The sequence below is a fragment of the Hymenobacter aquaticus genome (assembly GCF_004765605.1).
Taxonomy (GTDB): Bacteria; Bacteroidota; Bacteroidia; order Cytophagales; family Hymenobacteraceae; genus Hymenobacter; species Hymenobacter aquaticus.
In genome coordinates this window covers 2414324-2430102 of record NZ_SRLC01000001.1, presented here as the reverse complement: position 1 = coordinate 2430102, position 15779 = coordinate 2414324, and the positions used below count along the sequence as shown (strand labels likewise).

The 15779-nt window shown below is 59.5% G+C and carries 13 protein-coding genes; 4 read left to right on the top strand and 9 right to left on the bottom strand.

The window, feature by feature from the left end; genetic code table 11:
• Nucleotides 1-11 precede the first annotated feature (11 nt).
• From E5K00_RS10050 to E5K00_RS22815, 3 genes are all read right to left on the bottom strand, one after another.
• Complete coding sequence (locus tag E5K00_RS10050) at nt 12-3116, bottom strand: lantibiotic dehydratase (RefSeq protein ID WP_167856826.1); 3105 nt, start codon at nt 3114-3116, stop codon at nt 12-14.
• Between the two features lie 53 nt (nt 3117-3169).
• Complete coding sequence (locus E5K00_RS10045; RefSeq protein WP_135463089.1) at nt 3170-4324, bottom strand: lanthionine synthetase C family protein; 1155 nt, start codon at nt 4322-4324, stop codon at nt 3170-3172.
• 151 nt (nt 4325-4475) lie between these two features.
• A complete protein-coding gene (locus E5K00_RS22815; protein WP_167856825.1) occupies nt 4476-4652 on the bottom strand; it encodes a class I lanthipeptide in 177 nt (58 codons plus the stop codon).
• A 456-nt stretch (nt 4653-5108) separates the two neighbouring features.
• On the opposite strand from E5K00_RS22815, the gene E5K00_RS10040 reads away from it, so the two are divergent.
• Nucleotides 5109-6707: a DUF6734 family protein gene (locus E5K00_RS10040; RefSeq protein ID WP_135463088.1), complete on the top strand. Its 1599-nt coding sequence runs from the start codon at nt 5109-5111 to the stop codon at nt 6705-6707.
• A gap of 317 nt (nt 6708-7024) precedes the next feature.
• On the opposite strand, the gene E5K00_RS10035 is transcribed toward E5K00_RS10040, so the two are convergent.
• Nucleotides 7025-7900: an LLM class flavin-dependent oxidoreductase gene (locus E5K00_RS10035; protein WP_135463087.1), complete on the bottom strand. Its 876-nt coding sequence runs from the start codon at nt 7898-7900 to the stop codon at nt 7025-7027.
• A 481-nt stretch (nt 7901-8381) separates the two neighbouring features.
• Between E5K00_RS10035 and E5K00_RS23335 the strand changes: the two genes are divergently transcribed.
• The 3 genes from E5K00_RS23335 to E5K00_RS10025 all read left to right on the top strand — a co-directional run bounded on the left by E5K00_RS23335 (nt 8382) and on the right by E5K00_RS10025 (nt 11666).
• Nucleotides 8382-8543, top strand: coding sequence for a class I lanthipeptide (locus E5K00_RS23335; RefSeq protein ID WP_210114292.1), 162 nt, complete (start codon nt 8382-8384; stop codon nt 8541-8543).
• Between the two features lie 115 nt (nt 8544-8658).
• Nucleotides 8659-9870 carry a lanthionine synthetase C family protein gene (locus E5K00_RS10030; RefSeq protein ID WP_135463086.1) on the top strand — a complete coding sequence of 404 codons (1212 nt, stop codon included), beginning with the start codon at nt 8659-8661 and terminating at the stop codon, nt 9868-9870.
• 233 nt (nt 9871-10103) lie between these two features.
• Nucleotides 10104-11666, top strand: a complete 1563-nt coding sequence (locus tag E5K00_RS10025) for a S41 family peptidase (protein WP_167856824.1) — start codon at nt 10104-10106, stop codon at nt 11664-11666.
• 183 nt (nt 11667-11849) lie between these two features.
• On the opposite strand, the gene E5K00_RS10020 is transcribed toward E5K00_RS10025, so the two are convergent.
• From E5K00_RS10020 to paaZ, 5 genes are all read right to left on the bottom strand, one after another.
• Complete coding sequence (locus E5K00_RS10020; protein ID WP_135463084.1) at nt 11850-12029, bottom strand: class I lanthipeptide; 180 nt, start codon at nt 12027-12029, stop codon at nt 11850-11852.
• 89 nt (nt 12030-12118) lie between these two features.
• On the bottom strand, nt 12119-12289 hold the full coding sequence (locus E5K00_RS23330) for a class I lanthipeptide (RefSeq protein ID WP_210114291.1): 171 nt from the start codon (nt 12287-12289) through the stop codon (nt 12119-12121).
• A gap of 24 nt (nt 12290-12313) precedes the next feature.
• Entirely contained in the window at nt 12314-12496 is a 183-nt protein-coding gene (locus E5K00_RS10015) for a class I lanthipeptide (protein WP_135463083.1), read from the bottom strand.
• Nucleotides 12497-12737: 241 nt separating this feature from the next.
• Nucleotides 12738-13517 carry an enoyl-CoA hydratase/isomerase family protein gene (locus E5K00_RS10010; protein ID WP_135463082.1) on the bottom strand — a complete coding sequence of 260 codons (780 nt, stop codon included), beginning with the start codon at nt 13515-13517 and terminating at the stop codon, nt 12738-12740.
• A gap of 87 nt (nt 13518-13604) precedes the next feature.
• On the bottom strand, nt 13605-15656 hold the full coding sequence (gene paaZ, locus E5K00_RS10005; protein ID WP_135463081.1) for a phenylacetic acid degradation bifunctional protein PaaZ: 2052 nt from the start codon (nt 15654-15656) through the stop codon (nt 13605-13607).
• Between the last annotated feature and the right edge of the window lie 123 nt (nt 15657-15779).

Sequence of the window (15779 nt, the reverse complement as noted above, 5' to 3'; positions counted from 1 at the left end):
TACGAAGCGGATCAGACAACTTGGGCCGCCGGGGCCGCCGGCACCCGGTTACGGGCTTGGAAAGACGTGTAGGCCCGGTCGAGCAGGTCGTAGAGCAGCAGCTCGTGCAGGCGCTGCTGGCCCCGGAAAAACCGGTTGAGAAACATGTGCACATAGCTGGCCAGCAGATCTTGCAGGGGCAGGTCAAGGCCGGGGCCCAGCGCGGCGAGAATGTGCTGCACGCTGGGCTGGCCGGCCGCGCTGCGCTGGCGGTACACCGCGCCAAACGGCTCTTTTTCCAGCAGCGCGGTTTCGATGGCGGCCCGGTGGGTCCGGAACTTGGCGCCCAGATTTTTGCGCCCGTCCGAGGTATCCATGCCAAACTCCAGGGCATACAGACTTGCCATGCGTTCGAGCAGCATGATTTTCTGGGGCAGCGCCAGGCCAAAATCGTCCAGGATATAATCAACGCCGACCAGGGCCGCCAGCCAGCGCTGGGCTTCGTTGCCTTCCAGCCCGGTAAGTACCCGCGCCACGGCGACGCTGTCGTGGTAAAACAGGTCTTCCACGGCGGCAATGGTGGCGGCGCCGTAGCGTTCCAGCTCCCGCTTATAGGTGTCCTGCTGCACCTTCCAGACGCTCTTGTCCTGGATGTAGGGGGCCAGCAGGGCGTTGAGCCGGGCCAGAATATCGACCTGCGCGACCGTCTTTCTGAACCGTACGCGCAGGTGGTGGTGCGGGTCGTTGTAGCGAATGAAAAACCATTGGCTGATAACGCCCTGCTGCTGTAGCTGCTCGGTAAAGGGCCTTAGCACCTGCACCAGCAGCTCGTCGCCGAGCTTCACGCCGCAGTATATCTTGGCGTATACCCACTCGTCGCCGGGCATAAAATCGCGCTGCACGGCTGCCACCTGGGCCGCTGGCAACGGGGCCCGCCGGCGCGCGGCCTGGTATTCCCACGGTATCGAATACTCGTTGTTGTAGCGGTAAGCGCCCGTCGCGTCGGTTACGGGGCTGGCCAGGGCCTTGAATAGATCTTCCCGCAGCCAGATGCTTTTTTCCTTGCGCAGCTGATCCAGCAGAATCGACAGGGCCAGGTCATGCTCCAGGTCGATGGGCAGCTGGTTGTCCATTTCCTGGAAGGTAACAAACCGCGGAATAGTGGTGGTGCGCAGGTAAGCCCGCAGAGCAGCCACCGATTCCGGACCCTGGGCAAATACCGTGTTGTAGTCGAGGGCCCAGCCGGCCCGGGCCAGAATCGTGCGGTTGAGCACTACCCGGGGCTGATAGGTGGCGTGCCGCAGCAAGCCCCAGTTCCAGGTGTAGGACGGCATCAGGCCCTGATATTGCAGACTGGAAAGAAAGTAATACAGCGGGATGCTGCCTTTGGAGTAGTCGTGGGCCGAGGAAAGGCTGGGAATGACTTCCTTGTTCAGGGATTTGGAGCGGAGCACCAGCCGGTTGTCGCGCACCGACAGCAGCAGGTCGTCGAGGGCAATCTGGTGGCTGTCGGGGTGGCCGGCGCTGAGCACCGGAATTTCAAACTCCCGCAGCTTGGGCCGCATGATGATGTTGCCGATGCGGGACTGGGGCAGGTGGATTATCTCAGCAATAACCTGTTGGTCGTGGAAGGACTGCTCGCGGGCCAGGGCGCTTTCTACCCGGTCGCGCAGCTGGGCGTCGCCGCAGCAGAAGCGCCCCAGCAGCGTGGAGCAGGAAGGCCCGTCGCTGACGGTGTGGTAGAGCCAGAAGTCGGCGTCGGCCGCGGCGCCCGGGGCGGTGCTGCGGAAAACCTGGATGTTGGAGTTCATCGAAAAGGGAAGCGGGGGGCGCTTGCCCGCTGCGAAAGGCTGCAGGTCCTGGTCGGTGAGGCGAATCTCCTGTTCGCCCCGGGTCAGGGCCTCCAGGTATTTGCGTTGCAGGAAAATATCCCACTTCGAGCCGGCCCCGGCACTACCCGCGTCAGGCGGGGCGGGCAGTTGCAGGCCACTGAGCAGGGGCGAGGCATCGGCGTGGGCATTCACCGGAAATCCCAGCCCGCTTTCCGAGTCGAGGGCCAGCAGCAGCGGTACTTCCGCCTCCTCGTAGCGCTCCAGGAAGGTTTCCTTGAACCGTAACAATTGAGGGTCTTCCTGCGCGGGCATGGTGCCCCAGAGCAACGAAAGCGAGTTGCTCAGCTCGCGGAACACCTGCGGCGTCAGGGTGTTGGTCGTGGTGGCGTTGAAGAGGTCCAGCTGAAAGAGGGTTTTGAGCGAAAACTCGACTTCCAGCCGGCTGAGCTGAGCGGCCAGCGCCCGGGCCCGCTCGATGCTCATGGGCTGAGCGCTATAGGCTTGCTGGAGCTCTTCCAGAAACTGCATCAGCCCGTGCAGCCACGCGTCGGCCACGGCCGGCACGGCCGCTACTTTTGCCTGTAGCCAGTGCAGCAGCGAGAGCTCGAAGCCGGGGTCCGAGATGCGCGGGGCCAGCTCACTGGCCAGCAGCCCCGCCTCCGCAATGTCTTCCACGAATTCCAGCGCCTCCTCAAACGAAACGTCTTCCCCGACCAGCGCCTGGCTGAGCTCCGCCAGCGTCGCGCCGGCGCGGGCCTGGGTCAGCACCTGCTCCACGTACTCGTTGCGGGCCACGCCGCTGAGCTGATGATGAATGTAGCCCTGGCCCTGCCGGGGCTCGATGTAGCGGACCTTGCTGTGGTTGTAATACACCGTGTTGTTGGCAAAAAACCGCAGGTGCTGCCGCAGCAGCGCATGGTGTTCCAGCCTGTCGACCAGCTGGCAGACCACCTGCATGTCGAGGCGGACATGCTCCCGGGCGCCGGCCGGAACGATGTCCGCCTGGTTCAGTTGGCCCCAGGTGCCCAGGTTGGTACCGGCAAACAGGCCAAACGGCGTGCTGCGAAACGACATGCGCAGCCAATACTTATATAACGACTTCTCCACCTTCAGGCGGGCCGCGGCATCGAGCCGGGCGGCCAGCAGCTCCTGCAGCTGCTCGTGCAGATCGGGGGAGGAAAAAAACAGAGCCCGTTGAAATGCCGGCGACTCAATGACTTCGGTCCAGGGCGTCGCCTGGTTGTAGGGTAGGGCCGGCGTCCGGAGAAGATAGAAGTCTAGGGGCTGTAAGTCAGCGGATTTCATAGTGTCAGGCGATAAGGGTAACAGGTAGCAAATAGTAGCAGGCAAGATGGGTGCTAGGCAATATTGGTTAGAAAGCTGGTGTCCCAATCGGCGCAGGCGGCGGGCTCCAGGAAGGTCAGCAGCACCATCCCGACACCGGCATAGCCTTCCAGCAGGCCGGAGTGTTCCACCCATTGGTCGTTGCGCACATCCACCGGAAACAGGAGCTCATCCCGGTCCAGCTGCCGCAGCGTAAGCTCGAGCCAGTAGTGCGCGCTGCGCAGCAGCTCCTCCCGCTGGGTAACCTGATAAAAGCGGTGAAACAGGTGGGCGATGCCGGCCGTGCCGTGGCAGAAGCCCGTGTCCAGCACGCCGTGCCGGGCCGAGGAAAAAACGTTGGCCTGGTCTAATGATATCTCACTGGCCTGAAGCATGATGGCCAGCGCGGCTTCCTGCCACTGCGGGCACTGCAGGGCCGAGCCAGCGCGCCACAGGGCGGCGGCTACGCCCAGGTCGCCGTAGCACCACGCCAGCCGGGAGGAGGGCGCCACGGCCCCGGTTTCGGTGTTCAGACCGGTAGGAAACAGATACGGTGCCGCCGGCTTGCCCTGCTGGGCCAGCAGAAAAGCTACCGTGTGGGTAAGCAGCTTGCGGCTGAGCTCAGCCTCGATGCCGTGGCGGTAGCAGTCGGCCAGAAAGGCCACGATGGAAGGCACGCCGTGGGCCAGGCCCAGGTCGCACTTCGTGGCGCTCTGCACGCTGTCAAGCCAGTAGTAGTGGGCCTCGTCCTGCAGCTTGAACGTATCCAGCGCGCGCACGATGGTCGCGACCAGGGCATCGTTGCGGGCCGCCAAGAAGTAAATGCCCTTGCCCACGAGCCCAGTGAATAAGTCATATTCCCGGTTGATGGTATGCCGCGTAATTTCTTGCTGATAAATGCGGTCGGCTGAGTCATTGAGCTCGGCCAGCTCACTCGGATCCAGTAACTCCTTGGCGCACAGGTCGCGAATAAGCAAGGCCACGGCCAACGACCCCGAGCACAGCGAGTGGGTAGAGTCGCGGGTGGAAGTATCGACTACCTGCTCCAGGACATCATAGGAGAGCAGGTCAGGTGCATAATGAGCTAAAAAAACTATCTTGCCCAGGCCTAACTGAATATAGTGGTCATCGGTGCTGGGCGTTATGCACTTGGCCTGGATTTTATCTAAATACTCTTTCAGTATAATCATTACCTAAAACTATTCCACCGTTATAGAGATGCCTTCAGAAGCAACAGCCAGCCGTCGGGGATAAAAAGTTTAGGCTTCAGCTAAAAGTAGAATACTACTAACTGAAGCCTAAACCGGAATTAACTATGCTCTTGCGAACACGGCATACTGTTTAGTAGCCGCCACCACAAATACACAGGTTTGAAGAGCGGGTGCTACCAGCGGTGCACGTCCAGCCGGTGCAGTTTGCAATCGACGTGATGCCGCCTTTCACTTGGTTCATTTCCTCTTTGCAGAGCTCCACGACGGTCTCTTTCTGCAGAGACAATTTCTTGTTCAACTTTTTCATTGGTACTAGAAAATAAGTTATTAATGATGCCTACTCTAATATATAACGAGAATTTTCAGCGACCTTCCCGGTTGCAATTCAACGGGCTAAAAGTAGAAGGTGAATTTGTAAAACCAAAATTTTAAAACATAAAAATATTTTTTTGCATATATGTAATTTTGCTTGCTTTGTAAATTCAATATCCTTTATAATAATGCGCATTATGTACTTGATTAACTAATAGTTAACGAACAGATCGGCTTAAAGCATTCTGTTTGAGTGTATTTATAAGATATCCCCAAAAAGGCTTTTTGGTGATAATAAGGCAATGAACTTTTGTGTTTTTTGTTGCGGGATTTTCGTGTCTATACTTTTGGAAAGTAAAATGATTTTTTAATTAAAATCCTCTATTAATTTGGTGTGATTTATGGTTTTTTGACACCTTGCGTTAATTGATTACAACCCGTAGTTATTCAAATGAAAATAGTGCAGAGTTATTGGTCGCGCCCCGCGCTGGGCAAGGCCGTGGAAGGAGGCCGCAGCAAAGGAGGCTGGGCCAATAAGCGTGACCAGTGCTTGGGCATGGCCCTGAGCTGCCTGCTGCTGCGGCGCCATTATCCTGACGTAGAGCTGGTGACCGATCAGCTGGGCAAGGAGCTGCTCATTGATTGTCTGCGGCTACCTTATACCAGCGTGAAAGTCTGTCTGAACGACCTGGATCATTACCCGCATGGCCTGTGGGCGTTGCCCAAGCTGTACGCGTACGGCTTGCAGCAGGAGCCTTTCATTCATGTCGACAGCGACTTCTTTGCCTGGCAGCCGTTCGGGGCCGCCATCGAAAGTGCCCCGCTGATTGCCCAAAGTCCGGAAATTGACCACAACGGCGTGTATGCCCGCAGCCTGGGCATGCTGACGCAAAACCTGCCCCACCTGCCGCCCGTGCTGGCGCAATGCCATACGGAGCCCGGAAGCGCGCTGGCGGTTAACGCGGGCATTCTGGGGGGCAACGACCTGGAATTCCTGCAGCGCTACGTGCGCGAGGCCTTTGCCATCGTGGACGAAAACCTGGCCACGTTTCAGCAGGATGAGCAGGCGGGCCTGCACAACATCATTATTGAACAGTATACCTTTTACCAGCTGGCCACCCAGGTTGGGAAGGACATTGCCTACGCTGTTCCTAAGCTGAGCAGTGACTTCCTGGAGCTGATCAAAATGGACCAGGTGCCGGTGGTATGCCCGTTTGTGCACCTGATCGGCGGCGCCAAGTCGTTTGATATCAACTGTGAGCAGATCGAGCAGCGGTTGCGCTACGAGTTTCCGCGGGAGTACCGCCACATCTGTAAAGCCGTAGCGGGGTTGCTAGCCGAGCCGGCGGCCCCGGCCCGGCCCCAGGCGGCCGCGGCGGATAGTGCCTATCCGCTGCTGGAGCAATACCTGCAACAATACGGGGCTACCACCCGGCAGAAAACGCCGTCTGAGGTGCGCCGGCAAGTCGGCCGGCTGGCCCGGCAGCTGGCCGAGCCCGCGGGGTTGTTTTTGCGGGAGCTATTCGAAGTAGAGCGGGCCCGGCACCACATGCTCGGGCGGCACCAGCGTTTTGAGCCCCGCCGCCGCCGCTACCTGCGCCAAGCCTACGATTTTATGAAAGGCAAAAGCGCCACCGATATTCTGGCGGCGGCTTTCACGCTCACCGATGACGTCCGGATTATTGCCACCCACTGGCCGGTCGAGGCATTTACCACCCCCGCGCCGCAGCCGCTGGAGCAGCTTGCGGCCCCGGCCCGGCGCTACGTGTTGGTGGGCAACAACAAGCCCGGCCTGTACCTCAAAGATTTGTACGGCATGGATCAGCCCCTGGCTTTCTTTCAGGGCACGGCCTGTAGCGGCGAGGAAATTATGAGCTGTTTCCTCAATGCCAGCTCCACGGACACCGAAAGGCAGCAATTGGAAGCGTTTATGCTGGATTTTCTAACGTACCAGCTGATTTATGCCGGCCGTTTGCTGCCCGTACCGCCGCCGCCCGTAGTCGTGCCAGCGGAGGCAGAGCCGGTGGGGGCCGCAGCGCTGGCCTTTTAGCGGCGGCTACGAAAGAGCCCAGACAGTGCCTTGAAAAAAATACAGCCAACGGCCCCGTTTCCAAGCCAGGAAACGGGGCCGTTGTTTGTGAGCATAGCAGCGGTGGGGTGCCGCCAGACTTATTTTTTCTGCCGAGTTAGTTGGGAGCTGTAGTACTGGCAAGAGGAAATCATAAATAACGGCTTCGGGCATGCGTTGCTTCGACCGCAAAACCGGTTGAGCGACACGTGCTCATGATAGAGTATGGCGGTAAGAGGGGCGTAGGATCAAGAAAAAAGCTGCGCCGCCCGGCTGGGTAAGGCCGCCAGCTGGTGGATCTACTGGGTGGGCAGCTCGCGCATCAGCGCTTCGAGCGTTGCCAGACGGTGCAGATAGCTAGCTTCGGCCTGTAGCAGCACGAGACGACTCAAGCCGTAGTGGGCCACTTGTTGAGCCAGCTCACGAGCCAAGGCGGCCGGCGGCAGCATCATGTTATTGGTGAAGCTAGGGTTGTGCTCGAAGCGGTTGTAGCAAGCTACTCCATCGTGCTGGTCGCTGCACACGGACAGGGCCAACGCATATTCGGGGGCTTCTCCTGGGCGCTGGGCCACGAAGTTTGCGGTATATTCCCGAAACGCGTCTTCCGGCGAACCGCTGCCCTTCAGAAACGCGGCGTGACAATACGCCGCCCCGTTTTTGCCGGCTACAATGGCACTCTGACTGCCCATGCCCAGCAGCCACAGCTTGGGCCGGGTGCCCGTCGGGGCCACCGAAACCCCGTCCGCACCGTGTAGCAGCCGGCGCGTCGACTGCACCCGCTCGAAGAAATCCGTTCCGGAAGAAGCGGCCGGGCGGGAATCCAGCAGCATAGCTTTTTTCTCCGGCGAAGGGTTGCCCCGCGCCAGGCCCAGTTCAAAGCGGTTAGGATAGGCGCAGTCCAGCAGCGAAGCGGCGTAAGCCATTTCCAGGGGACTGTAATAAGAAGCCAGGACGCCACCAGTGCCCGCCGTGATGGTCGTAGTTTGGCTCAGAACAATGGAAGCCATTAGCGTGGGGCTCACCTGAAAAGCGCCTTCATGGTGTTCGCCGTACCAGATGCTGCAACAGCCATGCTCTTCCGCGTGCTGGGCGGTATAAATGGCAATCTGCAGCTGTTCTTGGTGCGAATTGGTCTGATCATCCAGGCAAAAATCTAATAAGCCAACATTAATCATTGCGAAAAGGTGGATAAGGTACTGTAAGAGAATGTGCTACTGAGCCCCCGGTCCCGGAGAGCATGGTTGCCGGTGGCGAATTACCGCATCAGGAATGAAACCGCAGCTATTTCCAGGGCAAAGGGCCCGCCGCGGCATGGCACCACAACGCGCGCGGGTGCAGCGCCGGGCATGCCCGGGGGCCGAGGCGGGGCAGACTACGGCGGCAAGTTAGGCGCTTACCGTTGGTCCTGCAATGCTGCCTTGCTCCCGGCCGCTGGTACAAGATCAGCCAATTATTCCTGGCCGCGGCGCGTGCTCCATTCCGCGTTTGGCGTTCATGGCCGCGCGGTTTTGCTGGGTAATGCTGGCTTCGCTCGACCTGGTACTTTGTAAGGATGATGGTATAAATTTTATGCGAATAAATAAAAAGTCTATATTCAGGCCTGAAAGGCGGTTGACGCCGCTTTAATCACTCCATATTTTTTTACAATACTGTATTATGAAGAAAGAGAAAATTGCCCGTAAGTTGTCGCTCAACAAGCAAACTCTTAGCGAGTTGGACGCCAAAGCCATGAACTCAATCAAGGGCGGGTTGGTACTGAAAACCGAAACGGGCCAGTGCTCGGACGGCTGTGTTACCAGAACCTGCACTGTTGCCTAGCGTAGCTTTTTTCGCCCTATCAGCGAAATAAGTAAAGCGGAAATCACCACGTGGCCTGGCCGGTGGAGATTTCCGCTTTTTTCTTGCCGACTTATCGTGCGCTACTTCAAAGTATATGACGTTGGATCTTCAGACCAGAATTAAAGCTAAAATCAGGGAGATTGAAAGCGCCATTGAATTAACCCCTTACCAGGACCGGCCGCTATCGTTGCTGGCCGGGGCGGGGGGCAGTATTCTGTACCATTTCTACATGGCCAAGATGCAGGACTCCGGTGTGCTGTACGATCGGGCCTTTGCATTATTGAATACCACACTCGATTACCTGGAGGAGCACGGCATCGATGCCTTGACGTACACCAACGGCATCGTGGGTTTTGGGCGGCTTTTCCATTTGCTGGCCGAGGAAGGCTACATCGAAACGGAGGTAGACGACATCCTGGTTGATGTGGATGACGTGGTAATAGCGTACACGCATCGGCTGCTGGCGGAAGGGAACCTCGATTTTTTGCACGGCGCAATTGGAAATGGCTTCTATTTGAACCGCCGCGTGGGCCGCCCGGCCATCGACGAGTGCCTGGGGTATTTTGTCGGGCAGCTGCGGCAAACGGCCATCTGCGACGAGCAGGGAGTACGATGGTATGAGCAGCCCTCGGAAAAAAATCGGCAGTCTACCACAACGGTCAACCTGAGTTTGTCGCATGGCCTGTGCAGCAAGATTGTTTTTCTGGCGGAGTGCCTCAAAAACCGGATTAGCGTGCCGGAGTGCACGTTTCTTCTGGAAGGATGCCTGCAGTACCTGCAACAGTATCACCAGCCCGACAGCGAAGTTGATACCTATCCGTCATTCGTTGCTGACCCCGGCCAACGACAATATTTTCACCGGTTGGCCTGGTGTTATGGCGACCTGGGGGTAGCGGTGGCCCTGATTAGTGCGGGCAAGGCGCTGGGCAAGCCCCAGTGGGTAGAGCAGGCAGTGGGCGTCGCGCTACGGGCGGCCAAACGACGTACGCCCGACAAAACGGCCTTGGTTGATGTCGAATTTTGTCATGGCACGGCCGGAGTCGCGCATATTTTCAACCGGTTCTACTTAGAAAGCGGAAACGACGAATTCCGGGCCGTGCGCGACCATTGGCTTGAGCAAACCCTGGCCATGGCTAGCTTCCCCGATGGGTTGGCCGGCTACAAAACGTGGCGCGGTGGCTCGTGGCTAACCGACGTCGGACTGCTGGAAGGCATAATGGGAGTTGGGCTGGTACTGCAAAGCTCCCTGGAAAAAGCCCCCGACAACCTCTCGTGGGATGGAGTACTACTGCTGGACTGGCGCTAAGTAGTCTTTAGTTTCTTCTTGTATAGCCTATCTGCTGGTGTATGAGCCGTTGTGTTTGGGTTGCCCTTATTTTGGTGGCGTGGCCAGCTTCTCTGTTGTTTGCGCAGTCGCCTGCTGTCAGCGCCTCGGCCGGGGTGCCGGTACCCTCTAGTAGCGCCGACGCCGCTGTTTCCCGCCAACTAACGCCGCGGCAGATTGATAATGTGGTGGCTTTGGCGCAGGTCTGGGGCTTTTTGAAATATTACCATCCGGCCGTAGCCGCCGGCCAGCGCAATTGGGATGCCGAGCTGCTCCGCCTGCTGCCGCCAGCTCTGGCCTGCCGGACGGTAGCAGCCCGTAGCCGTTTGCTGGCGCGCTGGCTGGCCGACCTGGGCCCGGTGGCGGCCTGCGCGGTCTGCCAGACACGGCCACCAAGCCCGGTAGTTCGCCCGCCCGACTTGCGTTGGATGGCGGATGCGCAACGCTTCAGTGCCCCGTTGCGCCGGCAGTTGGCTTACCTTCAGGCCAACCGCTATCAGGGAACTCCCTACTATGTGGCCCCGGGTAATGGGGCAAGTCCGGCCTTTCCGCACGAAGAGGCTTACGCCAGTCCGGCGCTGCCCAGCCCGGCGCTGCGGGTGCTGGCAGTATGCCGCTACTGGAACATGATCCACTACTTTTACCCTTATACGTATGCTATTGGGGAGGAATGGCCGGGGGTGCTGACGGAGTTTGTGCCTCTTTTTGCCGGCGCGGCTACCCCGCTTGCTTACCGCCGCACCGTGCTGGCGCTGGCGGCCCGCCTGCACGATGGCCACGCTACCCTCCGCTCTGATGCGGTACTGGAAGCCGCCACCGGCGAATATATTGTAACTGCCGCCTTGCAGTTTATCGACGAGCAGGCCGTGGTGCTGCGCGTGCGCCACGATGGCCTGGTGCCCCCGATTCCGCTGGAGCCCGGAGATGTTATCACGCATGTGGATGGCACGGCGGTAGCCGACCTCGTCCGGCAACGCCTGCCGCAGACGCCTGGCTCAAACCGGGCGGCCCAGTTGCAGACTATCGCCCGCGAGCTGCTGTTTGGCACCACTGAGCAGGTCACCATGCGCTTGCTCCGCCACGATAAAGCGCTGACCGTCGAGGTGCCCCGGCTCAAATACAGTGCCCTGCCACCCGTGCGCCCGGTCGTTGCTGACAGTATGTACCGTTTTCTGGCGCCGGGGGTGGGGTATATCGACATGGCCCGGCTGACGAAGGAAAAGTTGCCCTTGGTGATGCAGGCGTTTCGTCGGACCAGTGGCATTGTGGTCGATCTGCGTAATTATCCCCGGGAGTTTCTGCCCTATCAGCTGGCCGGTTACTTCCTGCCCAAACCTGCTCCATTCGTGTCCCTTGCCCGATTCGACCCTAGCTATCCGGGCCGTTTTCTGGCTGTTCCTGCCGATTCGCTGTTGCTTGAGCCGGGCACTGCCGCTCCTTACACCGGCCAACTCGTCGTGCTGGTCAATGAGACGAGCATGAGCCTGGCCGAGTTTACGGCTATGGCGTTGCGGGCCACTCCCCGCTGCCTCATCGTGGGCAGCCCCACGGCCGGGGCCGATGGCGACGTCACCCGGATTGTGTTGCCGGGCGGCCTGACCACTGCCGTGTCGGGAACGGGCGTGTATTATCCGGATGGGCGCGAAACCCAGCGCGTAGGCATCGTGCCCGACGTGCTGTTGCGCCCGACCCCGGCCGGCATCCGGGCCGGCCGCGACGAGCTACGCGACCAAGCCGTGGAAATCATTCGGCGGCAGCCCCCGCCCCGCAGCCACTAACCAAGGGCTGGCAGGCGTACGCGGCCGGATAAAAAATAATGCATAAGCCCCCCGGGCAAGCTGTCGGCTTCCACGGCAAAAAAAGAGGGGAACCACCATCAGTGGTTCCCCTCTTTTTTTGCCGTGGAAGTATCAATCCTGGTGGTTAAGCGTAACTACCAGGCTGATACGGCACCTTGGTAGTTAGTAGTTGGTAGGAGGACAACCCGCTGCCGTTATTTCGGTGACGGTAGGGTTGACAGTCAGGGTCGGTTCGGTTGCTACTATCACCCCGCCCTTGATGCTACGCATGGCACCGGTGCCAAGCACACTGACGGTTTGTTTGTTAAGCGACAATTTTCGATCAAGCTTTTTCTTTTTCATGCAATAAAGGGTACTAGTATGGTAGGTAATTAAACCGCTGTATGCTCTGCTAAATCAGCACGGAAATACTGATGCAGTAGCAAGGTGACTTATACACAATCGCAGGTCCGGTGACACGCGCTTTCGCAGCTACAGGAACACGTCTCCGTTTCTGTTTTGACGGCCAAGCCACCTTTGATCTGGCTCATGCCTTTGGCATCCAGCTCGCTCAGGGTCTGCTTGTTTAAGGATAATTTGCGGTTGAGCTGCTTCTTTTTCATGGGTCAGCGTTAAAGCAGAGCGGTTTACACGCAGTTGCAGGTCCGGTAGGGCTCACTTTCGCAGCCGTTCGAGCAGGGAGCAGAGATATCAGAAGTTTCTGTTTTGAGGGCCAGGCCCCCTTTGATGTTGCCCATAGCTTTGGCGTCCAGCTCGCTCAGGGTCTGCTTGTTTAAGGATAGTTTGCGGTCAAGCTGCTTCTTTTTCATGAGGTAAATGGTAATGGAATTGATGAATGAGCATTGATCTACACTTGGCTACAACCAAGTGCTCATAGCTTGGCCTAAATATATCTAAGTTTTCAGCATAGCCAACACGGGTGTAAAGGTGCCGCTGAAATTTGCGCGCGCCCATCATCTGTTGGCTACTATCAGAGTGCTGAGCGGACAGCGGCCCCGCTTCCTGGCTCGGAAACGGGGCCGCGCTGTCTGCGGGTAGGGCGGCAGTGGTTTACCGGCTCTTAAACTGGCTGATGGCCGCGCGGGTGAAGTCGGACAGCACCAGCCGGCCACTGATGGCGGCGCGCTGCACCAGCAGGGTATCCCAGTGCTCGGTGCCCTGCCAGAACACCTTTTTCAGGTCGGTGAGGGCTTCGGGGTTGTAGCGGGCCAGCTTTTCGGCAAAGGTTTGCACGGCCTGGTCCAGCTCGGCGGCGGTGGGCAGCACTTCGGCGTAGAGGCCCCAGTCGCGCGCCCACTCAGCCGAGCGGAACTCGCCGGCGTCCAGGGCCAGTTGGGCGTAGGCCGATTGACCAATCTTGCGCTCCACGGCCGGGCCCACCACGAAGGGGCCGATGCCCACGACCAGCTCGCTGAGCTTGACCGACGCCTGCGCGGTGGCAAAGCAGTAGTCGGTAGCCGCGGCCACGCCCACGCCGCCGCCGATGGCCTTGCCCTGCACCCGGCCGATGATGATTTTGGGGCAGGTGCGGCAGGCGTTGATGACTTTGGCGAAGCCGGAGAAAAACTCCAGGCCCTGGGCTTCGTCTTGGATGGCCATCAGCTCGTCGAAGCTGGCGCCGGCGCAGAAGGTTTTTTCGCCTTCACTGCGCAGGATGATGACTTTCGTGTTTGGGTCCTGGCCCGTGGCGGTAATGGTGTTGGCCAGCTGGGTGAGCAGGGCGCCGGGCAGGGAGTTGTGGCTGGGGTGGAAAAAGGAAACGGTACTGATGCCGTGGGCGTCGGTGGTTACCTGGACTTTGCCGGCGGAAAGGGTATCGGTGGTACTCATGCTTCTGAGGGTTATTTCACGCAGTGTTTCGGGGTGGTAAAGCGCAGGGTTTCGCAGTGGACGACCTCCGCGAAACCCTGCGTGAAACTACTCCTGGTTTTTCTTCTTGACCATTGTCAGAATGGTGGCTACGGCTACGGTTTCGCCGGTTTCGTCCGATACGTCGACCAGCCAGCGCACGATGCCCTTGGCTACGTCTTCGGCGTCGCGCTTTTCCTGGCCGATTTTCTCCTTCACGGTCAGCTTCACGCCGATGGTCATGCCCGGGTACACGGGCTTGGTGAAGCGGCACTCATCGAGGCCGTAGTTGAGCAGCACCGGGCCCTTGCGCGGGTCCACGAACATGCCGGCAGCCTTGCTTAGGATGTAGTAGCCGTGGGCCACCCGGCCGGTGAACAGCGTGCCTTCCAGGGAAGTAGCATCGACGTGGGCGTAGAAATTGTCGCCCGACACCTGGGCGAAGGCCGTAATGTCGGCTTCCGTGACGGTGTGGCGGTGGGTGGTGTAGGTCTGCCCGATGGCCAGCTCCTCGAAGTAGTGCTGGAAAGGGTGCTTGTCGCGCTCCGTCTGCCGGGCCTTGGGCTGATACACCTCCGTAATGGCCGTAATCATCGTGGGGGAGCCCTGAATGGCGACGCGCTGCATAAAGTGCTCCACGCCGCGCATGCCGCCCATTTCCTGGCCGCCGCCGGCCCGGCCGGGGCCGCCGTGAATGAGCAGGGGCAGGGGCGAGCCGTGCCCGGTGCTTTCCTTGGCCACTTCCTCGTTGATAACCAGGATCCGGCCGTGGTGGGTGGCCGCGCCCAGCACAAAGTCCTGGGCCGTGCGCGGGTCGTTGGTCGCCACCGAGCACACCAACGAGCCTTTGCCCATATTCGACAGGGTAATGGCCTCGTCGAGGTCCTTGTAGGGCATAATGGTGCTCACCGGCCCGAAAGCTTCCACCTCGTGGGTGTCGGTAAACTTGAACGGCTCGGAGTTCAGCAGCACAATGGGCGACATAAACGCGCCGGTTTTGCAGTCGGCCCCGATAACCTGCACGTTGTCCAGGTCGCCGTACACGATGGGCGTGTTCTTGGCCAGGGCCCGCACCTGCTCCCGCACGCGGTTGGCCTGGGTCATATTGACCAGCGCGCCCATCCGCACGCCTTCGGCCTGCGGGTGGCCCACGGTGGTTTGGGCCAGGGCTTTGCCCAGAGCAATCTGCACATCCTCCACCAGGTTTTCGGGCACGATAACGCGGCGGATGGCGGTGCACTTCTGCCCGGCCTTGGCCGTCATTTCCTTGCGGATTTCCTTGATGAACAGGTCGAACTCCGCGGTGCCGGGCACGGCGTCGGGGCCCAGCACGGCCGAGTTCAGCGAGTCGGCCTCCATGTTGAAGGGCACGGCTTCCGAGAGAATCCGGGGGTGAGCCTTGAGCTTGCGGCCGGTTTCGGCCGAGCCGGTAAAGGTGACGACGTCCTGGTAGGTGACGTGGTCCAGAATGCCCTGGCCGGTGCCGCAGACGAGCTGGAGCGCGCCTTCGGGCAGGATTTTGGAGGCAATAATTTCGCGCACCACGGCCTCGGTGAGGTAGGCCGTGGGCACGGCCGGCTTCACAATGGCGGGCATGCCGGCCAGCAGGTTCACCGCAATTTTCTCCAGCATTCCCCAGATCGGGAAGTTGTAGGCGTTGATGTGCACCGCCACGCCTTCCTTAGGCACCAGGATGTGGTGGCCCATGAAGTTGCCGGCTTTCGACAGCGCAATCGGGTCGGACTCGACGTAGAAGGGCTTGTCGGGGAATTTGCGGCGCAGCGAGGCGTTGGCAAACAGGTTGCCGATGCCGCCTTCGATGTCAATCCAGGAGTCGGCGCGGGTGGCCCCGCTACGGTAGCTCAGGGTGTAGAAGTCTTCCTTTTTGCTGTCGAGGTGCAGGGCCAGGGCCTTGATCATGCGGCCCCGCTCGTGGAAGGTCATCTTGCGCAGGGCCTTATTACCGGTGCGGCGGGCGTAGTCCATCATAGCCGCGTAGTCGAGGCCTTCACCGTTGGCAATGGCAATGACTTCGCCGGTGGAGGCGTCGTAAAGCTCGTGCTGCTCGCCCGAGCCGGCCGTCCAGCGGCCCAGCGCGTAGTTTTCGAGGATGGGAGTCATGGGTAGGGGAAAGGAGGAAGGTTTGGAAGGGAGAAAACCTGCTTGCGTATGTCATGTCGAGCAGAGCGAGACATCTCGCGTGCCATGGTAATCTAATTACTCCTGCAACGTCAGCACGCGAGA